This window comes from uncultured Phenylobacterium sp. (genome assembly GCF_902826855.1).
Lineage (GTDB): Bacteria > Pseudomonadota > Alphaproteobacteria > Caulobacterales > Caulobacteraceae > Phenylobacterium.
On sequence record NZ_CADEGK010000079.1, the window covers coordinates 1,196 to 19,664 of the forward strand.

At 70.2% G+C, this 18,469-nt stretch carries 18 protein-coding genes and 1 pseudogene; 6 read left to right on the forward strand and 13 right to left on the reverse strand.

What is annotated here, in order from left to right; translation table 11 throughout:
- On the forward strand, positions 1-917 hold a 917-nt coding region (locus QZV94_RS12415), incomplete at its 5' end, for an SMP-30/gluconolactonase/LRE family protein (protein ID WP_293678200.1).
- On the opposite strand, the gene QZV94_RS12420 is transcribed toward QZV94_RS12415, so the two are convergent.
- Entirely contained in the window at positions 914-2,464 is a 1,551-nt protein-coding gene (locus QZV94_RS12420; protein WP_293678201.1) for a long-chain fatty acid--CoA ligase, read from the reverse strand. The two genes, QZV94_RS12415 and QZV94_RS12420, sit on opposite strands and share 4 nt — an antisense overlap.
- Before the next feature lie 37 nt (positions 2,465-2,501).
- Entirely contained in the window at positions 2,502-3,605 is a 1,104-nt protein-coding gene (locus tag QZV94_RS12425; RefSeq protein ID WP_293678202.1) for an SDR family oxidoreductase, read from the reverse strand.
- A 106-nt stretch (positions 3,606-3,711) separates the two neighbouring features.
- Here QZV94_RS12425 and QZV94_RS12430 point away from each other — a divergent pair, with 106 nt between their 5' ends.
- Positions 3,712-5,058, forward strand: a complete 1,347-nt coding sequence (locus QZV94_RS12430; protein ID WP_293678203.1) for an MFS transporter — start codon at positions 3,712-3,714, stop codon at positions 5,056-5,058.
- A 14-nt stretch (positions 5,059-5,072) separates the two neighbouring features.
- Here QZV94_RS12430 and bioB read toward each other — a convergent pair whose 3' ends face one another.
- From bioB to QZV94_RS12450, 4 genes are all read right to left on the reverse strand, one after another.
- Entirely contained in the window at positions 5,073-6,068 is a 996-nt protein-coding gene (bioB, locus tag QZV94_RS12435; RefSeq protein ID WP_293678204.1) for a biotin synthase BioB, read from the reverse strand.
- Positions 6,069-6,210: 142 nt separating this feature from the next.
- On the reverse strand, positions 6,211-6,852 hold the full coding sequence (locus QZV94_RS12440; protein ID WP_293678205.1) for a hypothetical protein: 642 nt from the start codon (positions 6,850-6,852) through the stop codon (positions 6,211-6,213).
- 46 nt (positions 6,853-6,898) lie between these two features.
- Positions 6,899-7,522: a hypothetical protein gene (locus tag QZV94_RS12445; protein ID WP_293678206.1), complete on the reverse strand. Its 624-nt coding sequence runs from the start codon at positions 7,520-7,522 to the stop codon at positions 6,899-6,901.
- Positions 7,522-9,108, reverse strand: coding sequence for an SMP-30/gluconolactonase/LRE family protein (locus tag QZV94_RS12450; RefSeq protein ID WP_293678207.1), 1,587 nt, complete (start codon positions 9,106-9,108; stop codon positions 7,522-7,524). The genes QZV94_RS12445 and QZV94_RS12450 overlap by 1 nt, the downstream gene beginning before the upstream one ends.
- 143 nt (positions 9,109-9,251) lie before the next feature.
- On the opposite strand from QZV94_RS12450, the gene QZV94_RS12455 reads away from it, so the two are divergent.
- The 3 genes from QZV94_RS12455 to QZV94_RS12465 are packed head-to-tail and all read left to right on the forward strand — an operon-like array spanning position 9,252 to position 12,606.
- A complete protein-coding gene (locus QZV94_RS12455) occupies positions 9,252-10,271 on the forward strand; it encodes a glutathione S-transferase N-terminal domain-containing protein (RefSeq protein ID WP_293678208.1) in 1,020 nt (339 codons plus the stop codon).
- Positions 10,272-10,281: 10 nt separating this feature from the next.
- Positions 10,282-11,085, forward strand: a complete 804-nt coding sequence (locus QZV94_RS12460; RefSeq protein WP_293678209.1) for an LOG family protein — start codon at positions 10,282-10,284, stop codon at positions 11,083-11,085.
- A 57-nt stretch (positions 11,086-11,142) separates the two neighbouring features.
- Entirely contained in the window at positions 11,143-12,606 is a 1,464-nt protein-coding gene (locus QZV94_RS12465; RefSeq protein ID WP_293678210.1) for an adenosine deaminase, read from the forward strand.
- A 67-nt stretch (positions 12,607-12,673) separates the two neighbouring features.
- Here the strand turns inward: QZV94_RS12465 and guaD are convergent, their stop codons facing one another.
- The 7 genes and pseudogenes from guaD to QZV94_RS12495 form a co-directional block, all read right to left on the reverse strand.
- On the reverse strand, positions 12,674-13,981 hold the full coding sequence (guaD, locus tag QZV94_RS12470; protein ID WP_293678211.1) for a guanine deaminase: 1,308 nt from the start codon (positions 13,979-13,981) through the stop codon (positions 12,674-12,676).
- On the reverse strand, positions 13,978-14,106 hold the full coding sequence (locus QZV94_RS12475; protein WP_293678212.1) for a hypothetical protein: 129 nt from the start codon (positions 14,104-14,106) through the stop codon (positions 13,978-13,980). Before QZV94_RS12475 ends, guaD begins: the two co-directional genes overlap by 4 nt.
- A gap of 86 nt (positions 14,107-14,192) precedes the next feature.
- Complete coding sequence (locus tag QZV94_RS12480; RefSeq protein WP_293678213.1) at positions 14,193-14,783, reverse strand: TetR/AcrR family transcriptional regulator; 591 nt, start codon at positions 14,781-14,783, stop codon at positions 14,193-14,195.
- 48 nt (positions 14,784-14,831) lie between these two features.
- The gene (locus QZV94_RS12485; protein ID WP_293678214.1) at positions 14,832-15,668 is read right to left on the reverse strand and encodes an alpha/beta hydrolase; all 837 of its coding nucleotides are present in this window, start codon (positions 15,666-15,668) and stop codon (positions 14,832-14,834) included.
- 144 nt (positions 15,669-15,812) lie between these two features.
- Positions 15,813-16,082 (reverse strand): annotated as a pseudogene (locus QZV94_RS25155) (DoxX family protein); the annotation flags it as partial.
- A 208-nt stretch (positions 16,083-16,290) separates the two neighbouring features.
- Positions 16,291-16,674 (reverse strand): nuclear transport factor 2 family protein, encoded by a 384-nt coding sequence (locus QZV94_RS12490; protein WP_293678215.1) that lies wholly within the window; start codon positions 16,672-16,674, stop codon positions 16,291-16,293.
- A 53-nt stretch (positions 16,675-16,727) separates the two neighbouring features.
- Complete coding sequence (locus tag QZV94_RS12495; protein WP_293678216.1) at positions 16,728-17,081, reverse strand: DUF1428 domain-containing protein; 354 nt, start codon at positions 17,079-17,081, stop codon at positions 16,728-16,730.
- A gap of 182 nt (positions 17,082-17,263) precedes the next feature.
- Here QZV94_RS12495 and QZV94_RS12500 point away from each other — a divergent pair.
- Positions 17,264-18,469: GTP cyclohydrolase II (locus QZV94_RS12500; protein WP_293678217.1), on the forward strand; the 1,206-nt coding region annotated here is incomplete at its 3' end.

Consider the following 18,469-nt stretch of genomic DNA (forward strand, 5'->3'; position numbering starts at 1 on the left):
GCGCCATGAACTTCGAAGTCGTCGCCGAGGGGCTGCAGTTCCCTGAAGGTCCCATCGCCATGGCCGACGGCTCGGTGGTGCTGGTGGAGATCAAGCGCCAGACGCTGACCCGGGTGAAACCCGACGGCTCCAATGAAGTGATCGCCAAGCTGGGTGGCGGACCGAACGGCGCGGCCGTAGGTCCCGACGGCGCGGTCTACGTCTGCAACAACGGCGGGTTCGCGTGGCAGGAGGGCGGCGGGATCACCGCGCCGCACGGCACGGCGGCCGACTACAAGACGGGCTCCATCCAGCGCGTCGACCTCAAGACCGGCGCGGTCTCGGTGGTCTACGACGCCTGCGACGGCAAGCCGTTGCGCGGCCCCAACGACATCGTCTTCGACGCCGCCGGCGGGTTCTGGTTCACCGACCTGGGCAAGTCCGACGGCGACAAGATGCACATGGGCCATCTGCACTACGCCAAGCCCGACGGCTCGATGATCAAGCTGGTCCGCGAGGGGATGATCAGCCCGAACGGCGTCGGCCTCTCGCCCGACGGCAAGACGGTCTGGGTCGCCGAAACCCACACCAGCCGCGTCTGGGGCTTCCCGATCACCGGCCCGGGCGAGATCGAACAGCCGGGCGGGTTGTTCTCGCCCGGATCGGTGCTGGGCCCATTGCCGGGCTACCAGCTGCTGGACAGCCTGGCCGTCGAGGCGTCGGGCAAGGTCTGCTGCGCCACACTGGTGAACGGCGGCATCACGGCCTTCGACCCCAACGGCGGGACCGAGCACACGGCCTACCCGGACCCGCTGGTCACCAACATCTGCTTCGGCGGTCCGGACATGCAGACGGCGTGGGTCACCGCTTCGGGAACGGGCAAGCTGCTCAAGTGCCGCTGGCCGCGCCCGGGCCTGAAGCTCGCCTTCAACGCCTAAGCGTCCTCCAGCACCAGTTCGCCGCTGGCGATCCGATCGCGCAGCTCGCGCTTCAGCACCTTGCCCGAGGCGTTGCGGGGCAGGATGTCGATGAACACGACGTGCTTGGGCTTCTTGTAGCTGGCGATGCGCTCGCGGCAGAAGGCGATCAGTTCTTCGCCGTCGACGTCGCTGCGCCGGCAGATGACCGCGACCACCTTCTCGCCCCACTTGGGGTCCGGGGCGCCGATCACGGCGGCTTCCAGCACGGCGGGGTGCTGGTAGAGCACCTCCTCGACCTCGCGCGGATAGACGTTCTCGCCGCCGGTCAGGATCATGTCCTTCTTGCGGTCGACGATGTAGAGGTAGCCGTCCTCGTCCCAGCGGCCCACGTCGCCCGAGCGGAACCAGCCGCCCTCGAAGAACGAGCTCTTGGTCGCCTCGGGGTTCTTCCAGTAGCCCATCAGCACCTGGTCGCCCTTAATGACGAGTTCGCCCGGCGCGCCGACCGGGACGTCATGGCCGTCGTCGTCCACCACGCGGACGCGCGCGAACGGCATCTGGCGACCCACCGACGACAGGATCGGCAGATCGTGGTCGGCGGCGCGGTCGTGGTCGGCGGGGCTCATGAACATGACGTTGCCGGACAGTTCGGTCATGCCGAAGCCGGTGGAGAAGCCGACGCCGGGCCAACGCTGGCGCGCGCGGCGCAACACCTCGGCCGGCATGGCCGATGCGCCGTAGCCGATGCGCTTGATGCTGGAGAGGTCGTATTTGTCGGCGATCGGATCCTCCAGCAGCATGGCGATCATCGTGGGCGCCATGGCCGTGCTGGTGACGCCGTAGCGCTCGATGTTGCCCAGCACCGTCTCGACGTCGAAGGTCTTGAGGATGACGACGTCGTAGTTGCGCAGGTGGTAGGTCGGCATCGCGTAGCCGGCCACGTGGAACTGCGGGAAGGTGTAGAGGCACACGTCGTCGACGCCGGCGTCCCAGGCGCACATGCTGTTGAAGACTGCCCCCATCAGGTTCTTGTGGCTGAGCATGGCGCCCTTCGGCAGGCCGGTGGTGCCGGAGGTGTAGAGCAGCCAGCAGAGGTCCTCCTCCACGGGCTTGCGCAACGGCTCCTGCGCCGCCCCGGTCGCCAGGAAGGCCTCGTAGCTGATGGCGTCCTCGGCCTCGCCGTCGATCAGGATCAACTGCTCGACCGACGGGATCTCGGCGCGGATCTGGCGGATGATCGGCAGGTACTTCTGTTCGACCACCAGGATGCGCGGTTCGCTGTTGCCGATGATGTAGGCGAGCTCGCGCGCCGACAGGCGGTAGTTCAGCAGCACGAGGCCAAGGGCCGCGCCAGGCACGCCGTAGTAGCACTCCGCGTATTCGGAGCAGTTCTCCGACAGGATGGCCACCCGGTCGCCGCGGTCGGTGACCTGGACGAGGGCGTTTGAAAGCCGCCAGCAGCGATCGCGCAACTGGGCGTAGGTGAAGACCCGGTCCTGAAAGCGTACCGCGACCTTCTCCGGCGCATGGTGGGCGGCGATGGCGGGGATGTCGCTGAGCAGCATGGAAGGGCCTCCTGGTCCGTCTAACCTATAACGCGCTCTAAGTTTGGGAAGACCCCGGATTCGGCAACAGCCGCCGCTCGACCATCACCGAGAGCCAGTGGCGCATGGTGTCCTCGGTGTCGTAGCAGTCGTGGAAGCCCGCCTGGCGCAGCTTCACGGTCGAGACCAGGATCGGCAGGGCGATGGTGTCGACGCCCGGCCGCATCAGCATGTCGGCGTAGTGGTGACTCTCCCCCAGGAAGCGCAGCAGCGGGATCGGCTGCAGGCCCTCGCGCGCGACGATCCGGTCCCAGACGTCCGCGTGAGCGGGCAGGTATTCCGCGAGCCTGAGCGGGGCGTCCGCGCCCCGATCCAGCCGGAGCGCGTCGGCGAGCGCCGGCCACAGGTCGGGCCAGTTGTAGACGTCGCCGTTGGTGATGTTGAAGGTCTCGTTGACGGCGGCGGGACTCTCGGCCGCCCAGGCGAAGACCGGGCCCAGGAGCCGCGGGTCCACCATCTCCATGATGTGCGGCGCGCCGCCCGGATAGGAGAACGGACGGCCAAGCTCACGCTGGATCGCTCCGTAGGCGCCGATGGCGAGCAACGGGTTCATCGCCGCGCCCCACGCCGCGCCCACGATGATCTGGGGCCGGAAGATCGTCCAGGCGAACCCGTGCGCCTGGGCCAGGCCGCGCAGATAGTCTTCCTGCAGCCAATAGAAGTTGGCGTGGTCGTCGCGCGGCGCGCGCTCCCGCGCCGGGATCGGGATCCGCGGCTTCACATGGGCGCCGTAGGCCTTGGTGCCCTGCAGGAGGGTCACGTGCGCCAGACCCTTCGCTGCGGTGGTCAGCGGCTCCATGAGGTTGCGCAGCATGGAGAGGTTGGTCTCCATCTGGTCGGCTTCCTGCCAGCCGGCGACCAGGCCCGGCTTTTCGAAGAGGGCGGCGTAGACGACGTGGGTGACCTCTCCCAGGCCGCCGAAGGCCGCGCGGCAGGCGGCCGCGTCAGTGAGGTCCACGGCCAGGTGGCGGAAGGTCCCGCCGGCGACCGGCTCCGGCGTGCGCCGCGAAACGGCGATCACATCCCAACCATCCGTCGCGAACCGCTCGACCGCGGCCTCGCCCACCAGCCCAGTGGCTCCCGCGATCAGCACCGTCTTCATGTGACTTCCCCTTACGCCAGGGCGGCGTTGACTTGGATGGGAGCGCTTATAACGTGATCCGACAACCGTCGCGAAGGCGGATCCAAGCGTACTAGGAGGATCGGCCATGACCGTATCGGCGCCGGAGGCCCCCGGCCTCGCACCGGGTGTCCCTGTGGCGCTACCGGGGCGGCTCTACCGCAGCTATGCGCTCGGGCTGCTGATGCTGATCTACGTGGTCAATTTCGTGGACCGGCAGGTGGTCTCGATCCTGGCCGAGCCGATCAAGCTGGACCTGCAACTGGCCGACTGGCAACTGGGCCTGATGACGGGCCTGGCGTTCGCGGTGCTCTACACCGTGCTGGGCCTGCCCATCGCCCGCATCGCCGAACGCGGCGACCGGCCGTGGATCATCGCCATTGCGGTGGCGGTCTGGAGCGGGTTCACGGCGCTGTCCGGCATGGCCCAGAGCTTCACCCACCTGATCCTCGCCCGCATCGGCGTGGGCGTCGGCGAGGCCGGATGCACGCCGCCGGCGCTGTCGCTGATCGCCGACACGGTGCCCAAGGAGGAGCGGGCCTCCGCGGTCTCGGTCTACATGCTGGGCGCGCCGGTCGGCAGCCTGCTGGGCCTGGCGCTGGGGGGGCTGATCGCCGACGCCTTCGGCTGGCGCATGGCCTTCGTTCTGGTCGGGCTGCCGGGGCTGATCCTGGCGGTGATCGCCGCCCTGACCCTGCGCGAGCCGCGGCGCGGCCGGCCCAAGGTCGCCCACGCCGACGACGGGGTGCCGACCTTCCGCGAGGCGCTGAAGGAACTGGCCGGCAAGCGCACCTACTGGCGTGTGGTCGGCGGCGTGACCATCAAGTCGTTCGCCTCCTACGGCGCCCTGGCCTTCACGGGCTCGTTCTTCTTCCGCAACTTCCCGGCCGAACTGGCCGAGTACTCCGCCATGTTCGGCCTGAAGAGCGCCGGCTTCCTGGGCATCGCGCTGGGCGTGACCTCGGGGGTGATGGCGATCATCGGCACCCTGCTGGGCGGCCGGCTGGCCGACCACTTCGCCCGCAAGGACGCCCGCGCCTTCGCCATCATCCCGGCGGTGGGCGCCGTGGCGGGCCTGCCGTTCTCGCTGGCCGCGCTCAACGCCGATTCGCTGGTGATGGCCTTCGTCTTCCTGGCGGCGCCCGGCCTCCTGGGATCCATGTGGCTCGGACCCGCCTACGGGGTGGTGCAGAGCCTGGTGCGCCCCGAGACGCGGGCGACCGCAACGGCCGTGCTGCTGTTCGTCGCGAACCTGATCGGCCTCGGCCTCGGCCCGTTGGCCGTCGGGATCCTCTCCGACGTGTTCGTGGCCCAGGGCTTCTCCTCGGCCGACGCCATCAAGACGTCGCTGATCAGCTTCGCGCTGCTGGCCTTCCCCTGCGCCTGGTTCTTCTGGAGCGCGGCCAAGACGATGCGCGAGGAGATCGTCAGCTGACCTGAGCCGGCGGCTCAGGCCGGCTGCGCGGCCTTCTGGCCCATCGGCCGCATCTTCAGGTCCGCCAGCAGCGCGTCGTCGGCGCTGCGCCCGGGGTTGTCGGTGGTGAGCAGGCGGGCGCCGACGAAGATCGAGTTGGCGCCGGCGAGGAAGCACAGCGCCTGCAGTTCCTTGCTCATGTGCTCGCGCCCCGCGGCGATGCGGACCATGGCCTTGGGGCACACCAGCCTGGCCACCGCGATCATCCGGACGAACTCCAGACCGTCGACGGGCGTCGAGTCGCCCAGCGGCGTGCCGGCGATCGGCATCAGGTCGTTGATCGGCAGGCTCTCCGGATGCGCCGGCAGGGTGGCGAGCTGGTGCAGCAGGCCGGCCCGATCGCGGCGGGTCTCGCCCATGCCGACGATGCCGCCGCAGCAGGTGCTCATCCCGGCGTCGCGCACCGCCGCCAGGGTGTCGAGACGGTCCTGGTAGGTGCGGGTGGTGACGACCTTGTCGTAATAGTCCGGTCCGGTGTCGAGGTTGTGGTTGTAGTAGTCGAGGCCGGCGGCCTTCAGGGACACGGCCTGGTCGGGCGTCAGCATGCCGAGGGTGGCGCAGGTCTCCAGGCCGAGCGCCTTCACGCCCGATATCATCGCCGCCACCTTGGGCAGGTCCCGGTCCTTGAGGTCGCGCCAGGCCGCGCCCATGCAGGAGCGCTGGGCGCCGGCGGCCTTGGCCTCGCGCGCGGCGGCCAGGACCGTGTCGGCCTCCATCAGCTTCGAGGCGCGGGTGGCGGTTTTGAAGTGCTGCGACTGGCTGCAGTAGCCGCAGTTCTCCGGGCAGCCGCCGGTCTTCACCGAAAGCAGCTGCGAGAGCTGCAGTTCGGTGGCGTCGAACCACGCGCGATGAACCTCCGCGGCGCGGAACACCAGCTCGGTGAACGGCAGCTCGAACAGCGCCTCGACCTCATCCAGCGTCCAGTCGTGACGGGGCTGGGCGGCGTCGAGGGGTTTCACGTGGGCGTTCATCGCGGGGCGTCTCCGGGCCAGGACGAACCCGATAGACCGGTCGCGGCGGAGCGCGCAACACCCGCCTGAGCCGGGGCCCAGGAGTTGACGCCGTAAGGGATCGGGTTGAGCGACCCGAACGGCCCCCGTTGGAAGCCGCCCGTCAGCCGGAGCCGCGGGGCGGGGGTCGTGGGAGGCGGTGTCCTGCGGGCGACCCAGCCTTGGGCGCGAATGCGGCTGCGGAACCGAGGAGGCGGCTCCTGGGCGCGCCTGGCGGCGGCCGGATCAACACGTCGACCTTGGCCGCGGGTTGCGGCGGCGGGGAGGCCGGCCCGTGCGTCTTCGCCCGGGCCAGCAGACCGGCGAGCGCCGGCAGGGTGTGGGTGCGGACCTCTTCGGGGAGGCCCTCGAGGCGGGCGGTGTCGCGGGCGACGACGCCCAGCGTGGCCAGGAAGCGGGGGAGGCTGACGGGCTCGTAGTCGCGCTCCCGTTCGCGCTCCAGGCCATCGCTCCCGTCCGTTTCGGCCCGCTCCACTTCGGCCCGCTCGACTTCCGGAGGGTCGCGCTCGATGGCGGCAGGGCGGGTGGGCTTCGGCGACGCGCGCAAGGTCAGTGACAGGCGGATGCCCATGCGTACGGCCAGGAAGCTGCGCTGGAAGGCGTCGACCAGCGACAGGTACCGCTTGGTATCGGGCTCCGCCTTCGCCGCCTCGCCGAGGGCCGAACCCAACGCAAAGGCGCAGTCGACCATCGTCTCCAGCATCTGGAGCTCGCGATCGGTGCGGGCGACGGCCGTCTCAGTCATGCGCGTGAAGATGGGACGCCGCTACGTCAGAATCGGTCGTGGGCAGCTAGCGGGCGGCGCGGCCCTGGGTGGGGGTGCGGGGAAGGCCAGCGAGAAGGAGGGCGCCGTCCTTGTCCTCGTCCAGGAGATCGAAGCGGCGGTCGGCGGCGGCGCGCCATTCGGCGCGGCTGACGCCCATGGAAAAATCGGCGTCGGCCCCGCGGATCGGATGAGGCTCGTTGACGACGCTGTAGCCCGCGGCGCCCTGGGCGCGGGTGTCGAGCCGGTTGCGGCGCAGCGCCCCGCCGCCGTAGCCGCCGAAGGTGGCGCGGGTGATCTCGGGGACGATGGTCTCCTCCCAGCGGGTGACCTCCGGCATGCTGACCTCGCCGTCGGCGTCGGCGTCGATGGTCCTGAACCAGGCCTCGGCGTCGGCGCGGAATTCGTCGCGGGTGAGCCGCCCGTCGTGGTCGGCGTCGGCGGCCGCGAACCAGGCGGCGGCCGGGTACGGCTGGCCGGCGGGAGCGCGGAAGGGCTGTCCGGATGGACTGATGAAGAGCTGCGACCGGGGGCCGCGCGGCGCGTCCTGCTCGTCAGGCCCGCCGAAGCTGCGCTCGGCCGTGGTGACGCTGGCGCACGAGGCCGTCAGCAGAGCCAGGGCAAGCCAGAGGCCGACAGGACGGCGGGACATCAACGCCCGATCCCGCTGATCTTGTAGATCGCATTCTCGACGTCGGAGGAGAGGTAGACGTCGCCCTTGGCGCCCACGGCGATGCCGCCGCCGGGGGCATCGGGCAGGTAGCCGACGGGAAGCTCGCGGGCGAGGACCCTGCGCTCGCCGCCCTTGCCTACCCAGACCACCTGCTTGGCGCCGACATCCAGCACGACCAGGTCGCCCGCCGCGGTCAGGGCCACGGCGCGGGGCTTGCCGAAGCCGTCGGCGGCCACGCTGGCCGCGCCGGTGGCCAGGTCGATGCGGGTAATCTTGCCGCCGTCGCGTTCGGCGACGAAGACGGCGTCAGGGCCCAGCGCCAGGCTGACCGGCGCCTTGAGGCCCTTGGCGAGCGTGGTGCGGGTCGCGCCCGAAACGCGGATGATCTCGCCGCCCTCCTGGCTCACCAGCCAGTCGCCATTCGGCAGGCCCACGACGTCGGTGGGGCCGGCGAAGGGCTCGGAGATCGACAGCCGCTTGCCCGTCAGCCGGTCGCGCACGTCGATGCTGCCGCCGCCCACCAGCAGCACCTTGTCGCCGGCGACGCCGACCGCGCTGGGGTTGGCGATATCGTCGGAGTAGGCGCGCGCCAGGGTGGTGACCTTGCCGCTCTGGCCGTCGACGCTGCGGTAGGCGAAGGCGTCGGCGACGAAGAGTGTGTCCTTGCCGTCCGCCGTGGAGATGGCGATGTCGGCGGGGTAGGCGAGGGCGCCCTTGATCACCTGGCGCAACTTGCCGCTCTTCAGGTCGACTTGCTGGATCCCGTTGTCGGACATGTTGGAGACGAACAGCCGGCCCTTGCCGTCGAAGGCCATGTTGTCCAGCGCCGGAGTCAGCTGGGCGACCTTGGTCTTGGCCCCGGTGGCGATGTCGACGCGGTAGAGGACGCCGACCGCGGTGTCGATGGCGTAGAGCTTGCCGTCGGGCCCGAACTTGGCGGCCGCCGGGGTCTTGAAGCCCTCGGCCACGACGGTCACCGCGCCGGTGTTCGGATCGATGCGGCCGATCTGGCTCTTGAACCAAAGGGGGCCGTAAAGCGCGCCGTCGGGGCCGACGTCGAAGCTGTTGAAGCCGCCCACCGCATTGGCGATCCGGCGCGGCGGCTTGGCCCCCGTCGCGTCCAGCTCCCAGACCGCGTCGCCGAGGAACACCTGGCCGAGGTAGAGGTGTTTCTTGTCCGGACTGAAGACGACCGAGTTGGCGCCGGGCAGGTCCTTGGCCAGCACCTCCGCCGGGCCCTTGCCGCGCTTGGTGTAGACCGTGCCGGCGAGGATCGCGGTCCACACCACCTGGCCGTCGGGGCCGAAGGCGATGTCGTCGGCCTCGCCCCACGGCGGCGGCTCGACCACGCGCCACTCGCCGGTCTGCGCGTTCACCGAGTACAGCGTCTGGCCGATGACGCTGCCGGCGTAGAGCTGGCCGTCGGGGGCGAAGCGGATCCCGTGGACGCCATGGAAGGCGGAGCCCGGGACCAGCTTGGTGACCTTCTGGGCCCACGCCGCGGTGGGAGCGGCGGGGAGGGCGCAGGCCGCGGCGGCGAGCAGCGGGATCAGGGTCTTGCGCATTTGGACCTCAGGTCGGGATGGGAGGGAGATGTCGGCCCGCGGCCCGCCCAGCGTCAAGGGCGTCGCGCGCGCCGACCACGTGGCCTAGGCTGCCGTTCGTCCGCGCCCCAACCAACCCCTGGCGCGTTCGGATGGAGCAGAGCTTGACGCACTACCGGATCCTGGGCGGGCTGGGCTCTCCCTATTCGCTGAAGATGCGGGCGATCCTGCGGTACCGGCGCTTGCCGCACCTGTGGATTCAAATGAACGCCAGCCACGACGCCGAGCGGGCGAAGGTGCGGCCCGCCGTAATCCCGGTGATCCAGTATCCGGACGGGAGCTATCACAACGACTCGACGCCGATGATCCACGAGCTGGAGGCGCGCCACGCCGAGCGCTCGATCGTGCCGCCGGATCCCGGCGACGCCTTCCTGGCCTACCTGATCGAGGACATGGCCGACGAGTGGGGCACGAAGATCATGTTCCACTACCGCTGGCATCGCGAGCGCGATCAGAAGCAGATGAGCGCGTGGCTCGCGTTCGACCGGGGGCTGGAAGGTGGCCTGGCCGAGACGCAGCGTTTCGCCGACGTCTTCCGCGAGCGGCAGGTGGGACGCATGGCCCTGGTGGGCTGCACGCCGCAGAACGCACCGATCATCGAGGACGCGACGGCTCGGCTGGCGGCGATGTTCGAAGCCCATGTGGTGGAGCGGCCCTACTTCTTCTTCGGCTCGCGTCCGTCACTGGCGGAGTTCGGCTGGTACGGGCAGTTCAGTCAGCTGATCGTCGATCCAACCGCCAACGATAGGATGCGCGAGATCGCGCCGTTCACGGTGCGCTGGATCATGCACATGGACGACCTGTCCGGCGTGGAGGGCGAGTGGCGGGCCGCCGACGCGCCGCCGCCGCCGATCGTGGGCCAGCTCCTGGGCTTCGCGGGCGAGGTCTACCTGCCGTTCCTGGAGGCCAATGAGGCAACGCTGGCGGCGGGCGATGAGACCTTCACGGTGGAGCTCCTGGGCCGGCCCTACAGCCAGGGGGCGTTCAAGTATCAGGCCCGTTGCCTGCAGAGCCTGCGCGGCGCCTACGCCGCCTTGCCGCCGACGGCGAAGGCGCGGATCAACCCGGTGCTGGAGGACGCGGGATTGGTGGGCGCCCTGACGAGGACCGCGCAACCGGCCTAGACTGCCCGCGATGACCGACGATCCGCACCCCACGACCGCCCAGGCGGCGTCACCGACCTACCGGCTGGCCTCGACCGACACCGACTTCCTGCTGGGCCCTTCGATGCGCGGGGTCCGCTTCCTGCTGGAATTCGCCAAGCCCGACGAGGCGATGAACAGCTGGGGGGTGCGCTCCACCATCGTGGTGTTCGGCTCGGCGCGGATCCGCGAAGACGGACCGGACGAGCATCGGCGCTGGTACGCCGCGGCGCGGGCGTTCGGGGCGATCGCGTCCCTGCGCGGCGGGGCGCACCTGTCGGCGAGGCACGAACGGCACAACGTCATCTGCACGGGCGGCGGGCCGGGGATCATGGAGGCGGCCAACCGCGGCGCGACGGACGTGGGCGCCCCTTCCATCGGCCTCAACATCACCCTGCCGCATGAGCAGCTTCCCAACGGCTACTCGACGCCGGAACTGACGTTCCGGTTCCACTATTTTGCGATGCGCAAGATGCACCTCGCCATGCGCGCCAACGCGCTGGTGGTGTTCCCCGGCGGGTTCGGGACCCTGGACGAGCTGTTCGAGCTCCTGACGCTGCGCCAGACCGAGAAGAGCCCGCCGATCCCCATCGTGCTGTTCGACCAGGCCTACTGGAAGGGCGTGATCAACTTCGACGCCCTGGTCGCCGCCGGGATGGTCGCCGCCGCCGACCTGGAGCTGTTCCACTTCGCCGAGACGGCGGGGGACGTGTGGCAATGCCTGCTGGACGGCGGCCTGCGCCCCGACCAGGAGATTCCCGCCCCGCCGCCAGCCGACGTGCAGGACCTGCGATGAGGGGCCCCGGGTCACCGCAAGCTTGACCGGATGCCCGTCCTCGGGCCGGCTGGCGGCATGAGACGAATCCTGCCGGCGCTCTGCGCCCTCCTGCTCGCGGCGCCGGCCGCCGCCGCGCCGGACCTGGAGAAGATGGGCGCGGCCGAGCTCGCCGCCTTCATGCAGGCCTTCCCGAAGGGCGGGGAGCTGCACAACCACCTGGGCGGCGGGACGTCGGCGGAGTCACTGCTCGCCTGGGCGGTGGAGGATGGGCTGTGCGTGGACGCCGAGGCGCTGGCGATCCGGCTGTCCTGCGCGGGGCCGAACGCGAAGCCGGCGGCCGCCTACGCCAATGACGAGGCCCTGCGCTCGGATCTGATCGACAGCCTGACGGTGCGCAAGCCGGGCTTCCGGGGCCGCTCGGGCCACGACCAGTTCTTCACGGCCTTCTCGCGGCGCGGCACGACGGCAAAGCGGGTCGGCGACGCGCTGGCCGAGACCCTCGACGGGCTGGCGCGGCAGAACACCTTCTACGCCGAGCTGATGGTCAGCCCGATGGCGGTCGGGTCGCGGGCGCTGGGCGCGCGGGTGGGCTGGAGGGGCGATGCGGCGACGACGCGGGCGGCGCTGGCCGAGGCGGGGATCGACCGGCTGGTCCCGGGGGTGGTCGCCGAAACCGACGCCTTCGAGAAACGGGCCCGCGAGGTGATGGCCTGCGATACGCCGCAGGCGCGGCCCGGCTGCCGGGTCACCGTGCGCTACCTCTTCCAGGCGATCCGCCAGGGGCCGCCGGAGCAGACCATGGCGCAGCTGCAGCTGGGGGTCGCAGCGGTGGCGGCCGACCGGCGCTGGGTGGGCCTGCAGCTGGTGGCCCCTGAGGATAGCCATGACGCGGTGCGCTACTACGACACACACATGCGGATCATCGCCGAGCTGACCGACTCGGGCCGCAAGACGCCGGTCGCCCTGCACGCCGGCGAGGTGACGCTGAAGATCGTGACCCCGGAGGCCGCGAGCTACCACGTGCGCGACGCGGTGCGGGTGGCCGGCGCACGGCGGATCGGCCACGGGACCGGCCTGCCGCGCGAAACGGACGCCGACGAGATCGCCGCGGAGATGGCGGCCAAGGGCGTGCTGATGGAGGTGAACATCCTCTCGAACGCCGCGATCCTGGAGGTGGAGCCGCAGGACCATCCCTATGCGTGGCTGCGCAAGAAGGGCGTGCCGGTGAGCCTTTCGACCGACGACGCGGGGATCACGCGGACACAGCTGGCCGACGACTATGTGGCGGCCGTGAAGAACGGCGCGACCTACGACGACCTGAAGACCGCGGCGCGCAACGCCATCGCGTTCTCGTTCCTGAGCGGGGAGGGGCTGTGGCGGGACCCGAACGTCTATCGCAGGCCAGCGGCGGCGTGTGCGAGGCAGATCGGGGCGGAGACGCCCAAGGGCGCCTGTGCGGCGCTGGTGGCGGGAAGCGACAAGGCGCGCGAGCAGTGGCGACACGAGCGGCTGCTGAAGGCGTTCGAGAGGGGGCGTTGAGCGCTCAAAGGCCATGCGGACGCAGCGGGCCACGCACAGCTGGGGCGCGATCGCGGAAGCCAGGCCTTCAGGCGCGGTCCCGCGAATGGGCCAGGCGCCCGGCCAGGTAGGTGCGCTCCACCGCCCGGTCGTCGGCCAGGATCGAGAGGATGAACAGGGTCTCGGCCAGGCTCTTGGCGGCCGCCGTGCGACGGGCCAGGAGCGGGGTGGCGGCGAGGTCGAGGACCACGAAATCGGCCTCCTTGCCGGGCGCGAGGTTGCCGACGTGCGCGTCGATGTGCAGCGCCTTCGCGCCGGCCAGGGTGGCCAGGTAGAAGGCGTGCAGCGGGTCGAGGTTGTGGCCCCTGAGCTGCCCGACCTTGTAGGCCTCGCCCATCATCTGCAGCAGCGAGAAGCTGCCGCCGCCCCCGACGTCGGTGCCGAGCGCGGTGTTGACCCCGCAGGCGCAGGCCTGGCTGAGGTTGAACAGGCCGGAGCCCAGCAGCAGGTTGGAGGCGGGGCAGAAGGCGGCCGAGACGCCGGACTGCGCCATCCGCTTCAGGGCGTCCTCGCTGGCGTGGACGCAGTGGGCGAAGACCGAGCGCGGCCCGGCCAGGCCGAAGCGGGCGTAGACGTCGAGGTAGTCGCGGGCGTCCGGGAAAAGCTCGCCGATCCGGGCGATCTCGCGCGCGTTCTCCGACATGTGGGTGTGGATCAGGACGTCCGGATGCGCCGCGGCCACCGCGCCGGCCATGGCGAGCTGGGCGTCCGAGGAGGTGACGGCGAAGCGCGGAGTCACCGCGTAGCCCAGGCGGCCGCGGCCGCGCCAGGCGCGGATCAGGGCCTCGGTGTCCGCGCGGCCGGTCTCGACGGTGTCGGTGAGGCCGTCGGGCGCATGGCGGTCCATCAGCACCTTGCCGGCGACCAGCCGCATGTCGCGGCCCAGCGCGGCCTCGAACAGCGCCTCCACCGAGACCCTGTGGACGGTGCAGAAGACCAGCGCGCTGGTCGTGCCGTTGGCCAGCAGTTGGTCGAGGAAGAAGCCGGCCACGGCGTCGGCGTGCGCCCGGTCGGCGAACGCCTGCTCCGCCGGGAAGGTGTGGGTGTCGAGCCAGTCGAGGAGCTGGCCTCCCCAGGCGGCCATGACGTCCACCTGCGGATAGTGGACGTGGGCGTCGACGAATCCCGGGACGATCAGGCGGCCGGGAAGTTCGGTGACCTCGGTTCCGGGGGCAAGGGTCTGCGCTAGGTCGGCGTAGGCGCCGAACGCCGCGACATGGCCGTCCTCGACCACCAGCAGGCCGTCGGGGTGGTGGGCGACGGCGTCCTCGGCGCGCTCGCGAGACGGATCGGCCAGGGTGTGGGCCAGGGCGGCGCGGTAAGCCTGGCGGCTCATGGGGCGACCACGATCCGGTCAGCCGGGGCGAGCGCGATCTCGCAGAGCTTCTCGCCGGGCCCCTCGTCGCGGTCGATCATGCAGAGGTCGCTCTCCGTCTCCAGGCGATCAGCAAGCGGCGCCATGACCCGTTACTGTGGTTCACGCCCCGGTTCCCTTCGGCGCCGCGAGAGGACGCGGGGCGTCAGGGACGGCCGGATGCGAGCGTTCGTCAAGCCTCCGCAGGCTTGCTGCGCAGCCGCTGGATGATGGCGGCCAGCGCGGCCTCGCCGGCCGAGTCGTCCAGGCCCATGTCGCGGAACTCGCCTTCCGCCAAGGCGTCGGCCAGGCGCTCCATCTGCAGCAAAGCTGCGGCGATCGCCGGAGCTTCCTTGGCCGTCGCCCCGCGCCATATCAAGATCTGGCCCACTTGCCGCACCCGGCTCGCGGCGCGGGCCGCGCGGACGCGCTCATCCTCGAGGGAGAGCTGGCGCAGGCTGCGACGAAAGACGAGGTAGTCGCGATGGTGTTCGACCACCGCCGCCGCCACCCGCGAATCGCTGGCGTTCTCCGCGAGCAAGGCGCCCAGGGTGCGGGCCTCCTGCTGCTGCCACTGGTCGTAGACGCGGATGAAGATCTCCGCCTTGTCGGCGAACCAGCGGTAGAACGTCTGTGGCGCGAAGCCTGCGCGACGCGCGATGCGGTTGGTGTCGGTGCCGCCATAGCCGTGCGTGTTGAATTCTTCGGCGGCCGCCGCGATGAGTTTTTCCGCCGTCTCCCGGCGGACGCCCTTGGCGCCCCCCGCTCCCCTCCCGATCGGCATGCGGCCTGACCTCCAGGGCCTCGCATACCCGCGCCCGGCCGCCAAAGTCTACGACGCCGCGGGCGCCGCCTGCGGGAGTGCGAGGCTGTCCGCGAAGGCCACGAGGCCGCGGGCGAACGATTCCGGCTGCTCCAGGAATGGCGCGTGGCCGCCCGGGAACAGGGTCGTGGTGGCCTGCCGCAGACGGCCAAGCGCCGGGCGGCAGGCCGCGTACGGTAAGACGATGTCGCCCTTCGCCCAGGCCACCCAGACCGAAACGTCCAGAGCCGCGGCCGTCTCGATGATGTTGGCGTCCGCCCGTCCGAAACTGGCCCAGCCCTCGCGCAGCCGACCGGCCAGCCCGCGCAGGTTGGCCACGATCCTACGCCGCTGCGCCGCCGCGGCCGGCGAGGGGAGGATGAAGCGGTAGGTGAGAGCGCTGGCTGCGCCGAACCACCAGGCGCCGCGTTCGCCCGCGGCATAGAGGCCTTCGTAGGCCCTGCAGATCCGCTGGATCAGCGGCGTCACTTCCACCAGTCCGCCAGAGTCGCACAGCACCAGGCCTCGCACGGGCCGCCGGGCGGCGTGCAGGATCGCGGCGGCCCCGCCGATGGAGTTGCCGATCACCAGCGGCGGCTCGATACCGAGCCGGTCCAGGACCGCGGTAACGAGGTCCGCGTACCGACGGGCGCTGACAGGGACGGTGTCACTGCCGGACTCTCCGTGGTCCGGCCATTCCAGGCAGACAAGGCTGAAGCGGTCGTCGACCCGCTCGGCGAGTGCGTCGAAGTCGTGGACGTCGTGACCGAGGGCGCTCAAGCAGACGATTGCCGGACCGCAACCACGCCGATGCACCGCAATGGTGACGTCGTCCGCTTCGACGTGCGAGAGGCGCCAGCCGCTCATATGCCCGCCTCCGAACGCCGGCGGGTCGCCAGCACGAGGAGACCCCCGGCGATCGCCACGTCCTTCAAGAACAAGGTCCGCTCGGTCTTGAGGTTCAATTGATGGTGGAAGATCGCTGCGGCCAGAAGGCAGAAGGCAGAAGGCGGCCAGGGCGCCAGCCGCCCAGGCGGTTCGCCAGCCGATCAACAGCAGCGCGCCCGCGCCGATCTCGAGAGCGATGACGGCGGGCAGCAACACCGTCGGCACGCCGAATGCACGCATGTGGTCGAGGAACGGCTCAGGCCCCACGATCTTTGCCACGCCGGCCAGCAAGAAGAGTTGCGCCAACAAGACCCGGCCGCCCAGTTCCCCCAGGCGCTGCGGCCCCGGGCTCACAGGAACACCAGCAGCTTGGCGAACGGTTCGGTCGCACACCCGTCGTACCCGGACCGGTTCTTCTTGATCACCTCAGCCATGCTTGTCCCCTGAGTGATTAATTTATCACATTGTGGTTACAGCGGTTCAATGCCGCGCACTGCTTCTAGCGACGTAGTTGTGATATGTAAATCACAAACCCCTGTCGGCCTGTACCCAGCCACGCTGGCAGGGCGTGGAAATTGAGAGAATCGCGCCCGCCACGGCTCTAGGACGGCGGAGCGCCGCCTGTGTGGGCGTAGGTCTTGTTGGTGATCTGCCACCGGCCGCCGATGCGGGCGACGGAGAAGTAGTCGACGAAGTCGCAGCCCATGTAGTCGGTCTCGACCAGCACGGCGACGCCGGCGTCCCCGGCGAGGTCGATGGTGCGCACGCAGGCCTTGTAGTTGGGGCCCGCCATGCCTGGCTGCCGCTCAACCATGGCGAAGAAGTCGGTGATGGGGATGTAGGTGTCCACCGGCCCGATGTGGCCCATCATCCGCGCGTCGGGATGGAACGCCTGCCGGAGCTTGGCGACATCTCCGTTCGAGCCGTCGATGTAGAGCTGAATGACCGCGCGGACCTCCTCCAGGTCCTTCAGGTGGCTTTCCATGGCTTCCCCCGTTGGCCGTCCAAGCGAGGCTCAAACAGGCCGAGCCGTCAAGCTCAGGCGCTGGCGTCGTGGATCGGCGTGAACCCGCCGAAGATCATCCGCGCGCCGTCAAACGGCATCTCCATGGCCGCCATTGTGGAGTCCTGAGCCATCTTCCGGTTGGCCGCGTCGCGCACCTCCTTGGAGGGGTACTCGACCCAGGCGAACACCACGACCTCGTCGTCCTTGGCTTTCACCGCGCCTGCGAAGTCGGTCACCTTGCCCGCCGGCACGTCGTCGCCCCAGCACTCCACGTGGCGGATCGCGCCGAATTCCTTGAACAGGGGCCAGGCCTTCTGCGCCATCTCCAGGTAGGCCGCCTTCTTGGCCTTCGGAACCGCCAGAACGAAGCCGTCGACGTAGGTCATGTCCATCCTCCAACGCGAGTGTGGGAGCCCGCCCTGGCGTCTCAAGCTGTGGGCGCGCGCGGTGGTTCCAGGCTGCCCCGTCCACGAAATGTTGCCAACTCATCGGCGTAGGATCACTCTTCGCGCTCAAAGGCCCTGAGCCGGCGATCCGGCGTCAGGGCCTTTTCGACTCTGGAGGCCGCATGTCCGGAAACAGGACATCTCATATCCGCCTCACCTCGCATCCGGGCGCCGGTGAGACCAACCGCTTCCCCATCAAGTGGGACGCCCCAACCGCACGCGAGCGTGGCCCGGTGGTGGCCACCGCCAACGCCGGATCCGACCGCAACGCCATCGGCGCTCACGGCGGCGCGTACTCGGTCTACCGCGCGCTGGCCGTCGCCTCCGGGGCCATGGACCCGATGGTCCGGCCGGAGCTGGTCAACACCCATCCGGTGGTCGCCATCGGGCCCCACCCGCAGTGGAGCGAGCCCGGCAAGATCGTCTCGCTGGACCCCTGGGGCGCCCGGATCGCCGAGGACTTCGCCACCGAGATCGCGGAGGGGGCCGACATCCGTCCGACGATCGCGGTCACCAAGGCCCGGATCACCCTTCCGGAGATCGCCGAGGCGGTGCGCGCCGGCCGGTTGGTACCCGACGGCAAGGTGCTGCACGAGACCGGCGACGTGGCGGTGACCAAGGCGGCCATCGATCCCGTCTGGCATCTTCCGGGCGTGGCGGCGCGGTTCGGGGTGGAGGAGCAGCAGCTGCGCCGGGTGCTCTTCGAACAGACCGGGGGCATGTACCCGGAGCTGGTGACGCGGCCGGACCTGGCCGTGTTCCTGCCGCCGATCGGGGGGATCACGCTGTACATCTTCGGCGACCCTTCGAAGCTGGGGGACCGGTCGGTCCCGCTCACCTGCCGCGTCCACGACGAGTGCAACGGCTCCGACGTGTTCGGCTCCGACATCTGCACCTGCCGGCCCTACCTGACCCACGGGATCGAGGAGGCGACGCGCCAGGCGCAGGCGGGCGGCACGGGCCTGATTGTCTACAACCGCAAGGAAGGCAGGGCGCTGGGGGAGGTGACCAAGTTCCTGGTCTACAACGCCAGGAAGCGGCAGCCGGGCGGCGACCAGGCGGCGACCTACTTCGAGCGCACCGAGTGCGTGGCCGGGGTGCAGGACGCGCGCTTCCAGCAGCTGATGCCCGACATCGTCCACTGGCTGGGCATCCGGCGGATCGATCGGTTCGTGTCGATGTCCAACATGAAGTACGACGCGCTGGTCGGCGGCGGCATCGAGATCGGCGAGCGGGTCCCGATCCCCGACGATCTGGTCCCCGACGACGCGAGCGTGGAGATGGAGGCCAAGAAGGCGGCCGGCTATTTCACGCCCGAAGGGGAGCCG